Consider the following 15,090-nt stretch of genomic DNA (forward strand, 5'->3'; position numbering starts at 1 on the left):
GTAGACGCCCGTCGCAAGGCCGAAACGAGGTCTGTTGTAACCGGCTTTTTTCAAGCTACGCCCATCCCGGTGACGCGGTTGAGCAGGGGATCGAGCAGTCCGAGATCGGTGTCCAGACCGCCTGCGGTTTCGCGAACCACCGCTACGTCTTTGCCTACGAACTCCCCGACCGCGGCGATGAATCCGTCGGCCGAACCAGTCCGGGCCACCATGTCCAGCACCTTGCTCGACGAACTGCCGTGCCCGAGGGCGGCCAGCAGATCAGCCTCAGCAACGCCGAGGGATTTGCCGATCCTGGCCCCCTCGGCGACCACCCCGATCTGCGCGGCGAACAACGCGTTGTTGATCAGCTTCACGGTCTGACCAGCGCCGCGTGGGCCGACGTGCAGCACAGGATCGCCGTAAGCGTCCAGTGCCGGTCGGGCTTTTGCGAACGCCTCGTCGGTGCCGCCGACGAACAATGTCACGTGGCCCGCCGCGATGTCGTGCGGGCCACCACTGACCGGGGCGTCGAGCACGTCCAGATGCGGGTGCTGCTCGGCGACGGTCTGCGCGGTGCGCGGGCTACCGGTGGTGTGCAGGATCAGGACGGCGCCGGCGACCATGGCATCGGGGAGCACCTGGCAGACCTGCTGGACCTGCTCGTCGGTGAACACGCACACCACGACGGCCTCGGCGTCCGCTGCGACTGTCGCGATGTCAGATGCCGGCTCAGCGCCCAATTCAGCAATGGCGGCGCGCTTTTCATCGGTGCGGCCGAGTGCGCGCACCTGGTGGCCGGCCGCGACCAGACGGCGCACCATAGGTGCGCCCATCCGGCCGGCACCGATGAACCCTACTTTCATCAGCGAGGGTGGTTCATGAGCGTCAGGGCCGCATCCGCTGTCCCGAACACCGCACCCGGAATGGTGCCGGGGGAGATGTCCACCGAATCGGTCTTGGCGAGGGACTCTGCGTGCCTGCAGTCTTTCTGCAACAGCGCACCGGCGATGGGCGCCAACGTGTCCAGAGTGCCGCCGAACATCGCGATGCTGCCCAGCGCCTTGCTGTTGGCCGAACCCTGGGTGAGTACCTGGCTCAGCCGGTCCCGTGGCACACCGAGTGCTTCGCCGAGCGCCAGCGTGCTCATCGCGGCGCCCAGGTTGGCGCTGAACATCAGGTTGTTCAGGATCTTGGTGACCTGGCCGCTGCCGATCGGTCCCAGGTGCACCACCGGGTTGGCGTAGGTCTCGAACACCGGACGGCACTTCTCGACGACGTCCTCCTCGCCGCCGACCATGACCAGCAGAGTGCCGGCCTCAGCGGCTGGCGAGCCGCCTGACACCGGGGCATCGATCACCGAAATGCCCTTGGCGGCAGCGAGTTCGGAGACCTCGCGGCAGGTGTCCGGGTGAATTGTGGAATGGATAGCGATGATGCCGCCGGGAGCCAGGCCCGCCAGCACGCCGGTATCGCCGCTGAGGACCTGCCGAACGTCGTCGTCACCGACGACACAAAGGCACACCAGGTCGCTGTCGGCAGCCATCTCGGCCGGCGTGGCGGCCGTCTTTGCAGCGGTATCGGCGTATGGCTCAAGGGATTCCGGCCGCCGAGCCCACAGAGTGGTGTCGTAGCCACCCTCGATGATGCGCCGAGCCATCGGCGCCCCTTGACTGCCCAGTCCGATGAAGCCGACGCGCATCAGCTCACTCTCCTCTTCGCGCAAGCGCTCATCAGTGCACTCTCCTCTTCGCGCAAGCGCTCATCAGCCAACCTGCCTTTCGTTCTCAATGTCCATACATTCGTTCGCAAAATCCAACACGGAGCAGTGATACCGGCCGGCGGCAAGTCCGACGCTGAGATTGTGTCCGCTGTCAGCGATCTCGTTGGTCACCACTCGCGGCGAGGAGGTGAACAGTGCAGTGATGGCAGCCAGCGCGGCGGGGGAGGACTCCCACACTGCTTCGTGCTGGGCCGCGCTGAACTGCACCGGCGCGGTGATGCCGGCGGCAAGCTGCGGGAAATCCCGACTGGCCCAGTTGGCGGTGACCTTGCCTTCGTACACCACGCCGGGCGCGGCCAGCGCCACGCTCGGCACCTCGGGTGGGTACAACTCGGTTGGCTCCCACAGCAATCCACGCAGACCGGCAGGTCGACGGGTCAGAGACGCCTGTTTGAGAAGCTCTGCCGCCACTGGGTGGTGGACCAGACCGGTGCCGGCCAGGGAAATGCCGGTGACGCTATCGGGCGAGTCCAGCGCCATCCGCAGCGCCAACTCACAACCCAAGGAATGTGCCAGCAGCAGGACCGGCGCGTCTGGGACGATCTTGCGTACTGCACCCCAGGCCAGGTGGACCCGCTGGGCCGGATCACCCATGGTGTCCTGGTACGGCGCAGATGCGCCGTAGCCGGGGCGGTCCAGTGCGATCGCGGTGTAGCCGGCGTCGGCGGCTTGCCTCAGCAGGGACAACTCGGGGCGTCCAGGGCAGTCGAAGTACGCCGAAGTCGTTGCGCCACCGTGGATTGCGACGATGATCCCGTGAGGTTCGGCAGCGGTCGCGACCAGTGCCGACATCGGCACCGCGTCGATCATGACGAGGCGGCGGCGCGGTTCGTTGGTGCTCATCTAGTCGTCGGTTCGCAGCAGCAGCACGCCGCTGGGGGTCAAGCCGCCGCTGCTGACCACCGCAACCTTGGCACCGGCCACCTGACGCTCACCGGCTTCGCCGCGCAACTGACTGACGGCCTCGTGCATCAGGCCCATGCCGTGGGTGCGGCCGTGCGACAGCTGACCACCGTGGGTGTTCACCGGGATGACGCCGTCGCGGGCGATGGCTTTGCCACCGTCCAGGAAGTCTTTGGCTTCACCGATGCCACAGAACCCGAGCGCCTCGAGCCAGGACAGACAGTTGAAGGAGAACCCGTCATACAACTGCGCGACGTCGACATCGCTGGGCCGCAACGAGGTTCGGGTCCACAGGTGTGCAGACTGGCCGAGCACCTGCGGCTCATGGGTCAACGTGGTCTGATCCCAGTCGGTGCGTTCGATGATCTGGGTGCCCACCGCCTCGATCTTCACCGGCTTCTTCGGCATGTCCTTGGCGACGTCGATCGCCGAGACGATCACCGCAATGGCACCGTCACACGGCACGTCGCAGTCATACAGGCCGAACGGCGTGGTGATCATCCGCGCGTTCAGGTAGTCGTCCATTGTCAGCGGATCGCGGTAGATGGCAGTGGGATTCAGTGCCGCATTGGCCCGCTGGTTCAGCGCGATCCAGCCCAGGGTCTCCCGGGTGGTGCCGTAGCGGTGAAAGTGCCGCTGCGCGTTGAGTGCCAGTGTGTGCGCGGCCGACATGGCGCCGAACGGCATCTGGAAGCTGTTGGTACGCACACCTCCCGGAGGGGAGAGCTTGCCTTCCTTCATCAACTGCTGGAAGGTGGCCTCCCACAGCGTCCGGAAACACAACACGTGCCGGGCCATCCCGTTGGCGACCGCCATCATCGCGGCGATCACCGAACCGCCGGGGCCGAACGTGTCCATGCCGCCGTTGATCCAGGTCGGCCGGATGCCGAGGGCGTTCTCCAGTGCGGTGCAACCACCTTCGCCCATGCCGACGGCATCGATCGCCGGATATGTCGAGAGCCCGTCGATGTCGTCCAGGGTCAGACCGGCGTCGGCGATCGCGGCCTCGCAGGCCTCGATGGTCAGCGCCAGCGGATTGACCATGAGGCGCCGGCCCATCTTCGACGCACCGATACCGGTGATGGCCGAATGGTCCTCGAACTTGTTGGTGGTCAACATCGGTCGAACAAATTTGCCGAAATCCTGCGGGGCGATCTCGTCCTCGGGCAGGGGTGCGGTCTCAGGCTCGTCGGTGAGCTTGAACAGCGGCAGCCACACATCGTCGTTCTGCTCGAAGGTGACCTCGACGACGCGACCCAACTCCAGTTCCTCGGGGTCGCAATCAATGATGTTGGTGGTCAGGCGAACCCGAGGGTCTTCCTCGATGGCAACCTGGGCTATGACATACGGCGCGGGCAACCCGGGCATGGAGAACCGGTGGTTGACGGTGAATGCCGACAACACGGCTCGACCGGACACCTCGTGCGGGGACACGTTGTGGCTCTTGCAGTAGCGGCACACCGGCTGAGGTGGGTGGATCAGCGACTTACAGTCGTCGCAACCCTGGATGCGCAGCTTGCCGTCTTCTCCTGATACCCAGAAGAACTCGTTGTCAAAGGTCAGCTGCGGCAGCGGAAGTCGACTCACCGGGTAAATCCCCATTCTGCTTCGTTGGTCATGGGCTCATTGTCGACCTCCGGCTTGGAGTCCGATTTACGGTCGCTGAGTTCGATGATGGCGTGCACCGGGCAGTCCAGGAGCGCCCGCAGCACCGCTGGCTGGTCCTGCGGCGGAATGTTGCCGTCACCGACCAGCACGGCATAGCCCCAGTCGTCCAGCGAGAAATACTCCGGCGCATGCTTGGCGCAGATACCGAATCCGTCGCACAGTGTGCGGTCGAGTTTGACCCTCATCTGGTCCTCGGAACTCACGATGCCTCCACCTCAAACGGCCGGTCAGCGGTGAAAACACCAGCAGTACATTCGGAACAGTTGCCCGCCAAGTGCAGCTGGACCTGGTCGGGGAATTTCGCCAGCAGGCTCGCCGCGATGTTGGTCGCGGCGTCCAGCGTGGCGCAGGCACCCCGGCCGCGTAGCACCACTGACCAACGCTCCAGCCGGGCCAGATCATCGGCGTCAGCCGTGCCGTCGCGCAGTGCCAGGGCTGCCGCCGCCATCGCGGCAGTGCCGTTGAAGCACGAACCGCACTGGCCGGCGTTCTCGGCGTCGAAATAGGCCAGCACCGCAGCAGCTACCGCTACCGGACATTCATCGGTGATGACCGAGACAGCTCCACAGCCCAGTCCGCTGCCTACGCTGCGGAGCGTCTCGTGATCCAGGGTCGCCGTCAATACGTCGGCGTTGAGCAGCCCGGCGAAGTACCCGCCCATCAGGGCGCCACGTACCCGATCAGACGAAACACCGTGCAGGGAAAGCAGTTCGGTGACAGAGACACCGAAAGGGAGCTCGTACAGACCAGCAGGGCGGCCGCCACCGGTGATGGTGGCCAGGAATGTCCCGGGAGAGCCTTCGGTGCCCTGGGTGCGGTAGTCGGCCGCGCCGTGACGCTGGATGTACGGCAGGTTCGCCAGGGTCTCCACGTTGCTCACCAGGGTGGGCAGGCCGCCAACGCCCTCTTCGAACACCCGCGGTGGCTTGTCGGTGGGTTTGGCCGGCCCGCCATTGATGGCCCGCACGGCAGCGCTTTCCTCGCCGGCGACGTAGCCGGCATCGACTTTGTGCACGCTGACGGTCAACCCGCCGAGGCCTTCTGGGCCGACCTCGGCCAGGGCCGTCTCGACGCTTCGAGCTGAGACTGGATCGGACACGTAGACATGCGCATGTGCGGCACCGACGATGCGGGCGGCCAAACGCAGGCCGTCGAGCACCAAGTGCGGTCGATTACGTAGCAGCCAACGGTCTTTCACCGACGCCGGCTCGCCCTCCTCGCCGTTGGCCACGGCCACCGTGTCGCGGCCGCTGCGTCCAGCGTCGCGTACCGAACGCAGCTTGACCGCCATGGGGAACGCCGCACCGCCGCGGCCGACCAGCCCCGACTGCTCGATCTGCTCCAGTAGCGCATCGGCGTCGGCCAATTTCTGGTAGCCACCGCAACTATGGTAATCCGCAAGGGTTTCCGGGCCAGTACGGAGTAGCCGGGGCGTCAGCTCGGGCCACGCCGATACAGTGAGATCGGTGCGGGCGGGGGCGTTCATGGCTGGCTCCTGCGCTGGTGGTGGACGGCGCTACGCTTGCGCCCATGCGGACGGCAGTGGTGCGAATCAAGGTGGACCCGTCGGGTCAGCTGACGGCCGATCAACTGACGGCCGGGATGGCCGAGCTGGCCGGACTGATCGGGGAGGCTCAGCTGATCGAGAACAACTTGGCGGCCCTGCCGCCGAGTCGACGCGAAGTCGAGATCCTGATGGACGGAACCGACGCGGTGCAGCTGCAGGCGACGGCTATCACCTGGTGTGCCCAGGCTTTTGGCAGTAACCCCGAAGCCGGGGTGCTGACCTTCGTCAGCCACGGCACCGACGACGACGCGCACGGCGTACTGGCCGGATTCGGACTGTCCGGCCAGATCGACCGTGTCGAGAGCCCTGACGGCTGGGACATCATTCACGTGACGCTGCGCAAGGACGACCTTGCGCGCATCCCGGAGAGCCGAATCCACACCGCATTGGAGGCCTCGACCAACTGCGAGGTGCACATCCGTACGGTGTGAGTGCGTAGTGCCGTTCATCGGTGTTGTCTGCTCTTCGCGCAAGCGCTCATCGGTGTTGTCTCCTCTTCGCGCAAGCGCTCATCGGCCGAGGAAGTCCAGGATCGGCGGCGCGGCCTGCACCCACGTGTCGAACATGTTGAAGTGCTTGACTTTCCCGGCGGCCCGGTCCTCGGCAGCCCGCTCCCAGGCGTCCTCCGGCCAGGGCGGGTCGATCAGCTTGGAACCCTTGATCAGGCAGCTGACCTCCAGCGAGGTGCGCTTGGGGTGGTCCAGATCGTTCTCGCCGCCGCGGATGATCAGGGTCGGGATCTTGATGTTGTCGAACATCTCGTCCTCGACGCCGGGGATGGTCTGACCGGGCTTGGGTACGAAGGCGTTCAGCCAGCGCATCATCAGCTTGAGGAACTCGTCCGGGTCCTGGGACAGGATTCTATCGAGATTCGCTGGATTTTCTGAGGCGCGCTCTTTCCACTCGGCAATGGCCGCAACGGCTTTCATGCCGGTTCCGCGGACCGCCAGGATGCTCGGCACGATGTAGTACGACCCCAGCACGAACTGTCCGTACACCCCGCCGACGATGTTCCACACCACCAGCTTGGTGACCAGTTCCGGGTAGAGCATGGTGGTCAGCATCGAGTCGCGCGCGCCGCCGGAACCGCCGGCCAGAATGCATGGCCCGATGTCGAGCTTGGTGATCAATGCGGCCAGTGTCTGCGCCCGCATGTGTGATTCGCTCTGGCCGTAGAACTGCACGTCCGATTTGCCGCAGTTTGGCCGGTCCCACAGCACTACCCGGTAGCCGCCCTCGACCAGAGCTTCGGCCAGCGGACGCAGGCCCGGAATGTCCTTGCTGAATCGGCCACCCGGGGTCAGGACGATGTAATCGCCACTGTCACCGAGGATTTCATAGACTACATTGCCACCGTTGATTTCGATGGACTGCTCGCCACTGCTGACTGTCATGCCGGCTGATTCCTCCAGTGTGGTCAGGCCTGAACCAGGACGTCGTTACCGACGACCCGGACCGGATAGGTGCGAATGCTCCACTCGGGTTTGACCGCCGTGGTGCCGGTGGCCAGTTCGAAACCCCATTGGTGCCAAGGACAGAAGATGTACTCCATGTCGCGCACCATCACCGCGTCGCCGGGCACGCTCTCATCGACGACGTTGCGTCCGCGGGCCCGGCCCGAGCACAACGGACCGCCCTCGTGCGGGCAATAATTGGCGATGGCGTAGAAGGTGCCGTTGACGTTGTAGACGCCTACACCGTGGCGACCGATCGGAACCAATTTGTTTGTGCCGGGCGGTATTTCGTCGACGGTGGCCACGATGTGTTCGCGCCCCTGCGCGAGGCGGGGCTGCTTGTCTTCAGTCAAGGTCAGAACACCCGCACCTGGCCCTCGAGCGCCGGAACGCTCTCGGGGAGTTTGTAGGTCTCGATTCCGTTGCGGAACATGATGCTTTCGCGTGCGTGTTCGGGCAGGTGCTTGACCAGCCAGCGGGGGTCGTCGAAGGTCCAGTGCGGGTAGTCGCTGGAGTAGAGCAGGATTTTCTCGCATTCCATCCACTCGAAGGCCCGGGTCAGTTCGGTCTTGTCTTCGGGGTAGTCCAGTGGCTGGGTGGTGAACTTGATGTGGTCTTTGACGTATTCGGAGGGCTTGCGTTTGATGTCGACCCAGTTCTTGCGCTTCTCGTAAATGGCGTCCATGCGCCACATCAACGGCAGGATCCAGGTGAAGGCGTGTTCGACGAACACGATGCGCAGGGTGGGGAAGCGGTCGAAGACGCCGTCGAATATCAGGCTCATGACCTGGTTGGCCGCCAGCAGTGAGTAGGTGACCATCAAATCGTGGTTGTAGCTGGGGAATCCGACCGGGGTCATCGGTAGCGTCTCGAACTGCCCGCGCGCCAGGTGGCAGGACACCGTGATGTCGTGCTTGGTGGCCGCCGCCCAGATTGGGTCGTAGATCGGGTTGCCCCAGGACGGCCGCGGCTCGGCCTTGATCAACACCTGCGCCATGTACGGGTGCTCGGCCCACTTCTCGATCTCGGCCACCGCAGAGTCCGGCTCCTCGATGGCGACGGTGATGGATCCGCGCCAGCGCTCATGCCAATTGTTGTGGCTGTCCAGCCAGTGATCGGCCAGCCAGTGGTTGGTGGCGGTGCAGAACGCGGCGGTAGCGCCGGGCAGGCGCATCTCGCCGTGGGTCGGTTCCAGGATCGCGATATCCGAGCCGGCCGCCATGATCAGCTGCTTGAACGCGAAATCGGGATCGCTGCAAGCGAAGTTGCCGTCCGGCGGGAACGAGTCGACCCGCATGGCTTTAGAGTGCGCATAGTCGGGAGCATCGTAGAAGATCGTCTCGCCGACCTTGTGGTTCAGGAAGTACTTAGTACGCCAGGGTTCGGGGATGTAACCCACCAGCTCACCGCGCCGGGGCGTGGGATGCACATCGGAGTCGACGCAGCGCACCGGGATACGTTCGGCCGGAGCCGTCCGATCAGTGACGCGTGTTGTTGCTGTGACGGTCATTTCGCAATCCTCCTTACTGCGTGACCAGGCCGGGCACCGTGATGCCGTAGAGCTCGGCGGCGTTGCGCCAGCAGAACTTGTCGCGCTGTTCGGCGCTGAACGCGCTCGGTACCGTCAGCTCGTTCAGGTTCCAGTGCGGGTAGCTGGACCCGTACATGGTCATGTCGTCCTTGCCGGTGAAACCGAACCACTCACCGGCGAATTCGGCGTCGCCCGGTCCGTCGAACTCACCCTGGACGAAGAAGACGTGGCCGGGCAGATAGTCGCTGGGCATCTTGGGCGCCCACGGAGTCTGTTCCAGATGCGGGCGGCCGAAGCAGTCCATCCGCCAGATGAACGGGGTCAGCATGTCACCGGCACCGTCCGACCAGATGAACTTCAGGCCGTCGAAGCGTTCGAACACGCCCTCGGCGATCATGTTCATCAGGTGATACAGGTAGTTCAGGCTCATGAACGAGAGGTACTGCTCATAGGTGAGTGTCTTGCCGGAAGGTGTTGGCGGGAAGGCGATTCCGGAACCGACCTCGATATGGGCTGCCACCGGTAGGCCAGCGGACACAGCGGCCTCCCAGAGCGGCCAGAACTGCGGCTTGCCGAACAGTTCGCGGGACTGCAGCGGGATGCCGAGCTGAACCACACGCGGGTGGTCCTTGTATTTGTCGATTTCGCGCAGCGCGCCAGGAATGTCGTCGGGGTTGACGCGAATGGTGCCGCGGAACTTCTCGCCGTGCTCATCGTGCTCAAGCCAGCGGGTGACCAGCATCTGGTTGTGCGCGGCGGCGATGGCGGTGCCCAGGTGGCGGTCGGGCATGATGCCACGGGTCATCGGGTGCAGCACGGCGATGTCCACGCCGCGGTCGACGAACAGATGCTGCGCCACGATGTCGACGTCCGAACCCGGGTACTGGCCGTCGGGGCCCTTTGTGCCCTTCGCGTATTCGCCGCCGGGCGCGCCGTACCAGTCCATCTCGTAATCGGGGAAGCCACGGCTGCGGAACGGTTCCTGCATGAAGTTCTCGCGCAGGTCTTGGTTGTTCTTGCAGAAGACGTGCACGCTGGCGTCGATGACGGGCGTCGTCGTCCCGTCACTGTGTTGTTTCACTAAACCGTCCTTTGGGCCTGTGCCTGAACCTCAGTGTAGATCGTTGTTCTTCAATGGCAAGAATATTGTTCTCCGATTCTTATGTGGATGATTGTGCTGGTAGACGTGTGTGCTGGTCAGTCGCGTAGCGCCACGGTTTCGGAAGTGGATAACCCGCCCGGGAGAGGCTGTTGATCGGTTTAAGAGAATGCTATTCTCGTCGCGACTCGGCGAGGTCTCGCATGGTCCCCTAGGAGGAGGCGCGGATGCTACTGGAGTTCGACGCTGATCAGCGGCTATGGCAGGAAACGGTGCGCGATGCCGTCACCAAACAGTGTCCGGCCACGCTGATCCGCAGCATTGCCGAAGACGGAGTGGACCCCACGCCGCTGTGGCAGACCTACCTGGATGCCGGTTGGACCGAACTGACGGATTCGGAGAACGCCGTCGAACTGGCCATCGCGCTGGAAGAGCTGGGCCGGGCCACCGACCCGACGCCATTCCTGGCGACCATGAGCCAGTACGCCCCGCTGGTTGGTGACCGTTTCAACCCGCAGCAGTCCGGCGCCGCGATCTACTCCGGCATCACCGCCGTTCGCGACGAGACGGGCTGGGTGCTCGACGGGACCGCGCGCTTCGTGCTCGACGGCGACCGCGCCGAGAGCCTGGCCGTGGTCACCGCGGCCGGAGTGTTCGTGGTCGACCCGACTGCGCACAACTCGATCTCGGTGCGCGAAGCGTCGGTGTTCGATCCGGTGCTGCATATCGCCGACCTGAGTTTCGCCGGCGTTCGGGTGCCCGATGCCGACCGCGTCGAGGTGGACACCGAGAAGGCCCACCACATCGCGCTGACCGGCATGGCAGTTCACATGGTTGGTGCCTGCCAACGGATTCTGGATTTGGCGCTGGAACATGTGAAGAGCCGCTACCAGTTTGGCGTGCCGATCGGATCGTTCCAGGCCGTGCAGCACAAGGCCGCCGACATGCATGTGGCTATCGAGCGAGCACGAGCGCTGTCCTACTTCGCCGCGTTGACCATCGCTGCCGATGATCCGCGCCGGAAGCTGGCTGCCGCGATGGCAAAGGCCTCGGCCGGTGAATGCCAGTCGCTGGTGTTCCGGCATGGACTGCAGCTGTTCGGTGCCATGGGCTTCACCTGGGAGAACGACCTGCAGTTTGCGCTGAAGCGAGCCAAGGCCGGCGAGCTGTTGCTCGGTGGCGCCGCAGAACATCGCGCGGTGGTTGTTTCGGAGTATGGGAGGGTTTGAGATGCAGCTGACTTTTGACTCTGACGTCGAGGAGTTCCGGGCCGAGTTCGTGGCCTTCCTGGAAGCGAATCTGCCCAGTGCCGCAGAGACTTTGGAGCGGCCGCGATCGGTGTCGCACATGCCGCAGTGGGCCCGCGACTGGCAGCGCAAGCTGTTCGACAACGGATGGCTGCTGCCGGCCCAGCCGCCCGAGTTCGGCGGACGCAACGCCTCGGTGCTGCAGCAGTATGTACACCTCGAAGAGCTCTGCAAGCGGCGCATCTACCACAGCTTCAACCCGCAGGGCGTCAATATCATTGCGGCGTCGCTGCTTTCGTTCGGCACCGATGAGCAGAAGCATCGCTGGGCGGTGCCGGTGCTGCGTGGCGAGATGACCGCGTCGCTGGGCATGAGCGAGCCCAGTGCCGGCTCGGACCTGGCCTCGCTGCGTACCCGGGCGGTACTCGAGGGTGATCACTTCGTGGTCAACGGCCAGAAGGTGTGGACGTCAGGCGCTCATGACGCCGACTTCCTGCTGACCTTCGTGCGAACCGATCCCGATGCCCCGAAACACAAGGGCATTTCGGTGCTGGTGATCCCGACCGATACTCCGGGCGTGGTCCGCCGTCCGTTCGCCGATCTGTGCGGTGAGGAAAACAAGGACTTCAACGAGGTCTTCTTCACCGACGCAGTGGTGCCGGCAGAGAATCTGGTGGGACCGCTGAACGGTGGCTGGGGCGTGGCCAACGGTTCGCTCGGCCACGAACGCACCATGATGTGGCTGGGTTTCGCCGACCGGATCGACAATCTGATCGCCGACTTCACGCCGCGTACGCCACTGGAGCGCGACCAGTACGCCTCCACCATCATGGATTACCAGGCGTTGCGCGCCTTGGGCTCAATCTCTTTGGCGCGCGCGGCCCGCGGTGAGCGTGATACCGCCTCGGTGTCGGTGCTGAAGCTGCTCGGTTCTGAAGCTGAAATGCACGCCATGGAGCGGGCTTTGGACGCAGCGGGCATTGAGGGACTGGTGCATCCGTCGACCACCGGTCCGTACGAGCACATGAACCTGGACCACTATTTCGCGTCGTGGTTCGAGCGCTACGCCCGCAGCTTCTCCGGGACGATTGCCGGCGGCACGTCGGAGATTCAGCGCAACATCATCGCCACAGCGGTGCTGGGACTGCCGCGCGGCTGAGGCTGGGCTGGGTTGTGGTCACCCGAAGGTGACCACAACCTTGTCGGCCGCACCAGGTGTCGCGGCAAGGTCGAGGGCGCGTGACACCTCGGCGAACGGCACAGTGTGGCTGACGATCAGCGCGTACTTCTCCCAGTTGTCGACGAGGTCGGCGGTCACCTGGAAGAACTCGTCGGGGTAGCCCATCGATCCCACGATGGTGATCTCGTTGCTCATCACGTTGGTCAACTCGATCGGTACCGGCTCCTTGTGCACGCCGACGATGCCCAGCGTCGCACCCTTTTTCGCTGCGGTCAGCGCCGTGGTCACCACCGCCGGTGCGCCCGCGGCGTCGAGATAGATGTCCGTGCCGGCCTTGCCAGGGAACATTGCCTCGCCCGGACCGTGCAGGTCGATCAGTCGGGCGACGACGTCCTCTTCGGTCGAGTTGATCACGGCGTCGGCGCCAACCTGGATCGCCTTGTCCAGCCGGGATGCGATCAGGTCGACGACCACAATATGGCCCGCCCCAAGGGATTTGAAGGCCAGCACTGCACCCAGGCCGACGGGCCCGGCGCCGAACACCACGACCTTGGCGCCCGGTGTGGGCTTGCACTGGTTGGCGCCGTGCCTGGCAACGGCCATCGGCTCGTTGAGTGCGGCTACCTGCCAGGGGATGCGGTCGGGGATGACTTCCAGATTGACGCCGCGACGGGCGTCCTTGATCAGCAGGTAGTCGGCCAACGCGCCCTGCGGCCCACCGTTTCCGATGATGCCGTCGGGGGCAGCCATCGGGTTGATCACCACGTGATCACCCACCGCAATGCCGCTAACCCCGGTGCCGACGGCGCAGACCTCTCCTGCGGGCTCATGCCCGAGCGGAGTGCAGCCCTGCCGCGGGGGGATGCCGCCGATGGCGACGTAGAAGGCGTCGGATCCGCAGATGCCGCAGGCGCGCATCCGGACCAGCACGTCGTCGTCGCCGATGGTCGGCTCTGGGGTATCAATCACTGCACTCTGGCCGGGACCGGTTACCAGCGTCGACTTCATGATTCGGCCTTCATCATGGCCAGGAAGCCGGGGAAGTCGGGAAACAGCGCGCGGTCAACGAGTTCGACCCGGATACCGGTGGGGCTGAGGAAGTACCCGAATGACGACAATTGCTCACCCGCGGGCCGTGCTTCCAACCGGTAGCCGGCGTCCTGTAGGCCTGCCGCGGCCGCGGCCAGGTCGTCGGCCCAGTAGCCGAGGTGGTGTGCCGCACCGTCTTTGGGAGCGGCCCAGATCGTGCCGGGTACCTCCTGGATCAGCTCCAGATGTGGTGCCTCGATGGAATAGACGAACTTGAACGGCACATCGACGTCGCCGTCATCGGTGGTGATCTTCAGAGTGGCCTCGACCGGCTTGGTCCAGGTGTAGCCACCGGCGGCGGTCATCTGAGCGATTGCGGTGTCCAGGTCCGGCACAATCAGGCCAACGTGGTAGCAGTCAGCGGGGGACAGTGGAGTCATTCAGCCACACTCTTTTCGATGTTCAATTCGACGTCCAATTCGATGTCAAAGGTGTCCAGGTACTCGGCGAACACCGGTTCCAAGTCTGCGATGGTCAGCCCGTACTCGTCCAGCGCGTACCGGTTGACACCGTAGGTGTCCTGCGGATGTTCCTTGAGCCACTGCATCATTCGGCTCTCGGTCTCCGGGGTCAGCGGATCGCCGGCCCAGTCGTAGATGCGGCGCATCACGTCGATGGGGTCGCGCATCAGCTCGTGGTAATGCATGTCGAAGAAGCGGTCATCGCCGATTCGCTTGCGCGCCTGTAGCGGACGGTTCACGTGGTAGGCCATCTGGTACGCCGCATCCCGGCCCAGCGCGTGTAGGTCGACAGCATCAGGGTTGAGGCACATTCCCTTGGGCAACCGCCACATGTTGGCCAACGAACCGGTCGCCTTGTACGGGTCGCGGTGTGCCCAGATCAGTCGGGCGTCCGGGAATACCTTCAACAATGGCTCGATATGCACCGAATGCGACGGCATCTTCAGGCTCCAGGTGCCCGGTGCCTGCGACTGCAGCACCTGCAGATATCGCTTTTGGTACTCGTAAGCGCTTGTCATGTCAGCTTTTTCCAACAGCCACTGCGAATAGCGCGGGGTGGCCAGGAAAGCGTCCCAGGACAAGCCCTTGAAGTCCTGGTTGTGGATGAACATGTCCTCGGTCGGCCCGTCGGCGTCCTCCCAGTGCGGCAACGACATGTTTGCACTACGGACCGCATTGAGGATGTGCTGCTGCTGCTCGAGCAGGGCCACGCATCGCGGGTCGGTGCGCAGGGTGTCGGTGGTGGCCGGCGGAATGGGATGCACGCATTCCCAATGCAACAGCGAGCGGCGGCCGGCGTCCTGGTCGAGCAGATAGCTGACCACGGTGGTCCCGGTACGAGGCATGCCGAGCACGATCAGCGGCCGCTCGACCGGCGCTTCGAGCACCTCGGGGTGGGTCTTGATGTAGTCGTTGACCTGCAGCCGGCGCGCGAGCGCGTCGACCGAGTCCGTGAGTATCTTGTGCCTGCCGCCCGGCGAGAATGCCGATGAGGTGTTCAGCTCATCGACGATGATCGCCAGGCCCTCGTGCCAGGAGTCGGAATCGATGTCGCTGAGCCCGGTCTGTTGTGACGCCAGTTCGAATACGTCGACGGCAGTGCTGACGTTGTCGTAGGTGTTCATCTGGG

15 protein-coding genes and 1 pseudogene are annotated in these 15,090 nt (G+C 64.5%); 3 read left to right on the forward strand and 13 right to left on the reverse strand.

The features are described from left to right. Nucleotides 1-50: 50 nt before the first annotated feature. From M2432_RS14520 to M2432_RS14545, 6 genes and pseudogenes are all read right to left on the reverse strand, one after another. Nucleotides 51-845: an NAD(P)-dependent oxidoreductase gene (locus tag M2432_RS14520; protein WP_280827511.1), complete on the reverse strand. Its 795-nt coding sequence runs from the start codon at nucleotides 843-845 to the stop codon at nucleotides 51-53. Further along, nucleotides 845-1,720, reverse strand: a pseudogene (locus M2432_RS14525) (NAD(P)-dependent oxidoreductase); the annotation flags it as partial. The gene M2432_RS14520 and the pseudogene M2432_RS14525, both read right to left, overlap by 1 nt. Nucleotides 1,721-1,744: 24 nt before the next feature. Then, the gene (locus M2432_RS14530; protein ID WP_280827513.1) at nucleotides 1,745-2,605 is read right to left on the reverse strand and encodes an alpha/beta fold hydrolase; all 861 of its coding nucleotides are present in this window, start codon (nucleotides 2,603-2,605) and stop codon (nucleotides 1,745-1,747) included. Further along, complete coding sequence (locus M2432_RS14535; protein ID WP_280827514.1) at nucleotides 2,606-4,252, reverse strand: OB-fold domain-containing protein; 1,647 nt, start codon at nucleotides 4,250-4,252, stop codon at nucleotides 2,606-2,608. Further along, nucleotides 4,249-4,518, reverse strand: coding sequence for a ferredoxin (locus tag M2432_RS14540; RefSeq protein ID WP_280827562.1), 270 nt, complete (start codon nucleotides 4,516-4,518; stop codon nucleotides 4,249-4,251). The genes M2432_RS14535 and M2432_RS14540 overlap by 4 nt, the downstream gene beginning before the upstream one ends. 14 nt (nucleotides 4,519-4,532) lie before the next feature. Beyond that, nucleotides 4,533-5,819, reverse strand: coding sequence for an NADH-ubiquinone oxidoreductase-F iron-sulfur binding region domain-containing protein (locus M2432_RS14545; protein ID WP_280827515.1), 1,287 nt, complete (start codon nucleotides 5,817-5,819; stop codon nucleotides 4,533-4,535). Nucleotides 5,820-5,863: 44 nt separating this feature from the next. On the opposite strand from M2432_RS14545, the gene M2432_RS14550 reads away from it, so the two are divergent. After that, nucleotides 5,864-6,331, forward strand: a complete 468-nt coding sequence (locus M2432_RS14550; RefSeq protein ID WP_280827516.1) for a hypothetical protein — start codon at nucleotides 5,864-5,866, stop codon at nucleotides 6,329-6,331. Between the two features lie 78 nt (nucleotides 6,332-6,409). Here the strand turns inward: M2432_RS14550 and M2432_RS14555 are convergent, their stop codons facing one another. The 4 genes from M2432_RS14555 to M2432_RS14570 are packed head-to-tail and all read right to left on the reverse strand — an operon-like array spanning nucleotide 6,410 to nucleotide 9,966. Then, nucleotides 6,410-7,294 carry an alpha/beta hydrolase gene (locus M2432_RS14555; protein WP_280827517.1) on the reverse strand — a complete coding sequence of 295 codons (885 nt, stop codon included), beginning with the start codon at nucleotides 7,292-7,294 and terminating at the stop codon, nucleotides 6,410-6,412. Nucleotides 7,295-7,317: 23 nt separating this feature from the next. Then, the gene (locus M2432_RS14560; RefSeq protein ID WP_280827518.1) at nucleotides 7,318-7,707 is read right to left on the reverse strand and encodes a Rieske (2Fe-2S) protein; all 390 of its coding nucleotides are present in this window, start codon (nucleotides 7,705-7,707) and stop codon (nucleotides 7,318-7,320) included. A gap of 2 nt (nucleotides 7,708-7,709) precedes the next feature. Continuing rightward, complete coding sequence (locus tag M2432_RS14565) at nucleotides 7,710-8,864, reverse strand: amidohydrolase family protein (RefSeq protein ID WP_280827519.1); 1,155 nt, start codon at nucleotides 8,862-8,864, stop codon at nucleotides 7,710-7,712. Between the two features lie 13 nt (nucleotides 8,865-8,877). After that, nucleotides 8,878-9,966 (reverse strand): amidohydrolase family protein, encoded by a 1,089-nt coding sequence (locus M2432_RS14570; RefSeq protein WP_280827520.1) that lies wholly within the window; start codon nucleotides 9,964-9,966, stop codon nucleotides 8,878-8,880. A 245-nt stretch (nucleotides 9,967-10,211) separates the two neighbouring features. Here M2432_RS14570 and M2432_RS14575 point away from each other — a divergent pair, with 245 nt between their 5' ends. Both M2432_RS14575 and M2432_RS14580 read left to right on the forward strand, forming a co-directional pair. Next, complete coding sequence (locus M2432_RS14575) at nucleotides 10,212-11,213, forward strand: acyl-CoA dehydrogenase family protein (RefSeq protein WP_280827521.1); 1,002 nt, start codon at nucleotides 10,212-10,214, stop codon at nucleotides 11,211-11,213. A 1-nt stretch (nucleotide 11,214) separates the two neighbouring features. Further along, nucleotides 11,215-12,390 carry an acyl-CoA dehydrogenase family protein gene (locus tag M2432_RS14580; RefSeq protein ID WP_280827522.1) on the forward strand — a complete coding sequence of 392 codons (1,176 nt, stop codon included), beginning with the start codon at nucleotides 11,215-11,217 and terminating at the stop codon, nucleotides 12,388-12,390. A gap of 18 nt (nucleotides 12,391-12,408) precedes the next feature. Here the strand turns inward: M2432_RS14580 and M2432_RS14585 are convergent, their stop codons facing one another. From M2432_RS14585 to M2432_RS14595, 3 genes are read right to left on the reverse strand one after another with little or no spacing between them, the layout of a single operon-like run. Next, nucleotides 12,409-13,419, reverse strand: coding sequence for a zinc-binding dehydrogenase (locus M2432_RS14585; protein ID WP_280827523.1), 1,011 nt, complete (start codon nucleotides 13,417-13,419; stop codon nucleotides 12,409-12,411). Beyond that, on the reverse strand, nucleotides 13,416-13,880 hold the full coding sequence (locus tag M2432_RS14590) for a VOC family protein (protein ID WP_280827524.1): 465 nt from the start codon (nucleotides 13,878-13,880) through the stop codon (nucleotides 13,416-13,418). Before M2432_RS14590 ends, M2432_RS14585 begins: the two co-directional genes overlap by 4 nt. Beyond that, a complete protein-coding gene (locus tag M2432_RS14595) occupies nucleotides 13,877-15,085 on the reverse strand; it encodes a sulfotransferase (RefSeq protein ID WP_280827525.1) in 1,209 nt (402 codons plus the stop codon). The genes M2432_RS14590 and M2432_RS14595 overlap by 4 nt, the downstream gene beginning before the upstream one ends. Nucleotides 15,086-15,090: the final 5 nt, after the last annotated feature.

The organism is Mycobacterium sp. OTB74, assembly GCF_029892685.1.
Lineage (GTDB): Bacteria > Actinomycetota > Actinomycetes > Mycobacteriales > Mycobacteriaceae > Mycobacterium.

What these genes read in the sequence shown, in the direction of transcription:
- M2432_RS14540 (WP_280827562.1), bottom strand. Translation starts at nt 4,518, where the DNA reads ATGAGGGTCAAACTCGACCGCACACTGTGCGACGGATTCGGTATCTGC.
- M2432_RS14595 (WP_280827525.1), bottom strand. Translation starts at nt 15,085, where the DNA reads ATGAACACCTACGACAACGTCAGCACTGCCGTCGACGTATTCGAACTG.
- M2432_RS14590 (WP_280827524.1), bottom strand. Translation starts at nt 13,880, where the DNA reads ATGACTCCACTGTCCCCCGCTGACTGCTACCACGTTGGCCTGATTGTG.
- M2432_RS14585 (WP_280827523.1), bottom strand. Translation starts at nt 13,419, where the DNA reads ATGAAGTCGACGCTGGTAACCGGTCCCGGCCAGAGTGCAGTGATTGAT.
- M2432_RS14580 (WP_280827522.1), top strand. Translation starts at nt 11,215, where the DNA reads ATGCAGCTGACTTTTGACTCTGACGTCGAGGAGTTCCGGGCCGAGTTC.
- M2432_RS14520 (WP_280827511.1), bottom strand. Translation starts at nt 845, where the DNA reads ATGAAAGTAGGGTTCATCGGTGCCGGCCGGATGGGCGCACCTATGGTG.
- M2432_RS14565 (WP_280827519.1), bottom strand. Translation starts at nt 8,864, where the DNA reads ATGACCGTCACAGCAACAACACGCGTCACTGATCGGACGGCTCCGGCC.
- M2432_RS14575 (WP_280827521.1), top strand. Translation starts at nt 10,212, where the DNA reads ATGCTACTGGAGTTCGACGCTGATCAGCGGCTATGGCAGGAAACGGTG.
- M2432_RS14555 (WP_280827517.1), bottom strand. Translation starts at nt 7,294, where the DNA reads ATGACAGTCAGCAGTGGCGAGCAGTCCATCGAAATCAACGGTGGCAAT.
- M2432_RS14550 (WP_280827516.1), top strand. Translation starts at nt 5,864, where the DNA reads ATGCGGACGGCAGTGGTGCGAATCAAGGTGGACCCGTCGGGTCAGCTG.
- M2432_RS14545 (WP_280827515.1), bottom strand. Translation starts at nt 5,819, where the DNA reads ATGAACGCCCCCGCCCGCACCGATCTCACTGTATCGGCGTGGCCCGAG.
- M2432_RS14530 (WP_280827513.1), bottom strand. Translation starts at nt 2,605, where the DNA reads ATGAGCACCAACGAACCGCGCCGCCGCCTCGTCATGATCGACGCGGTG.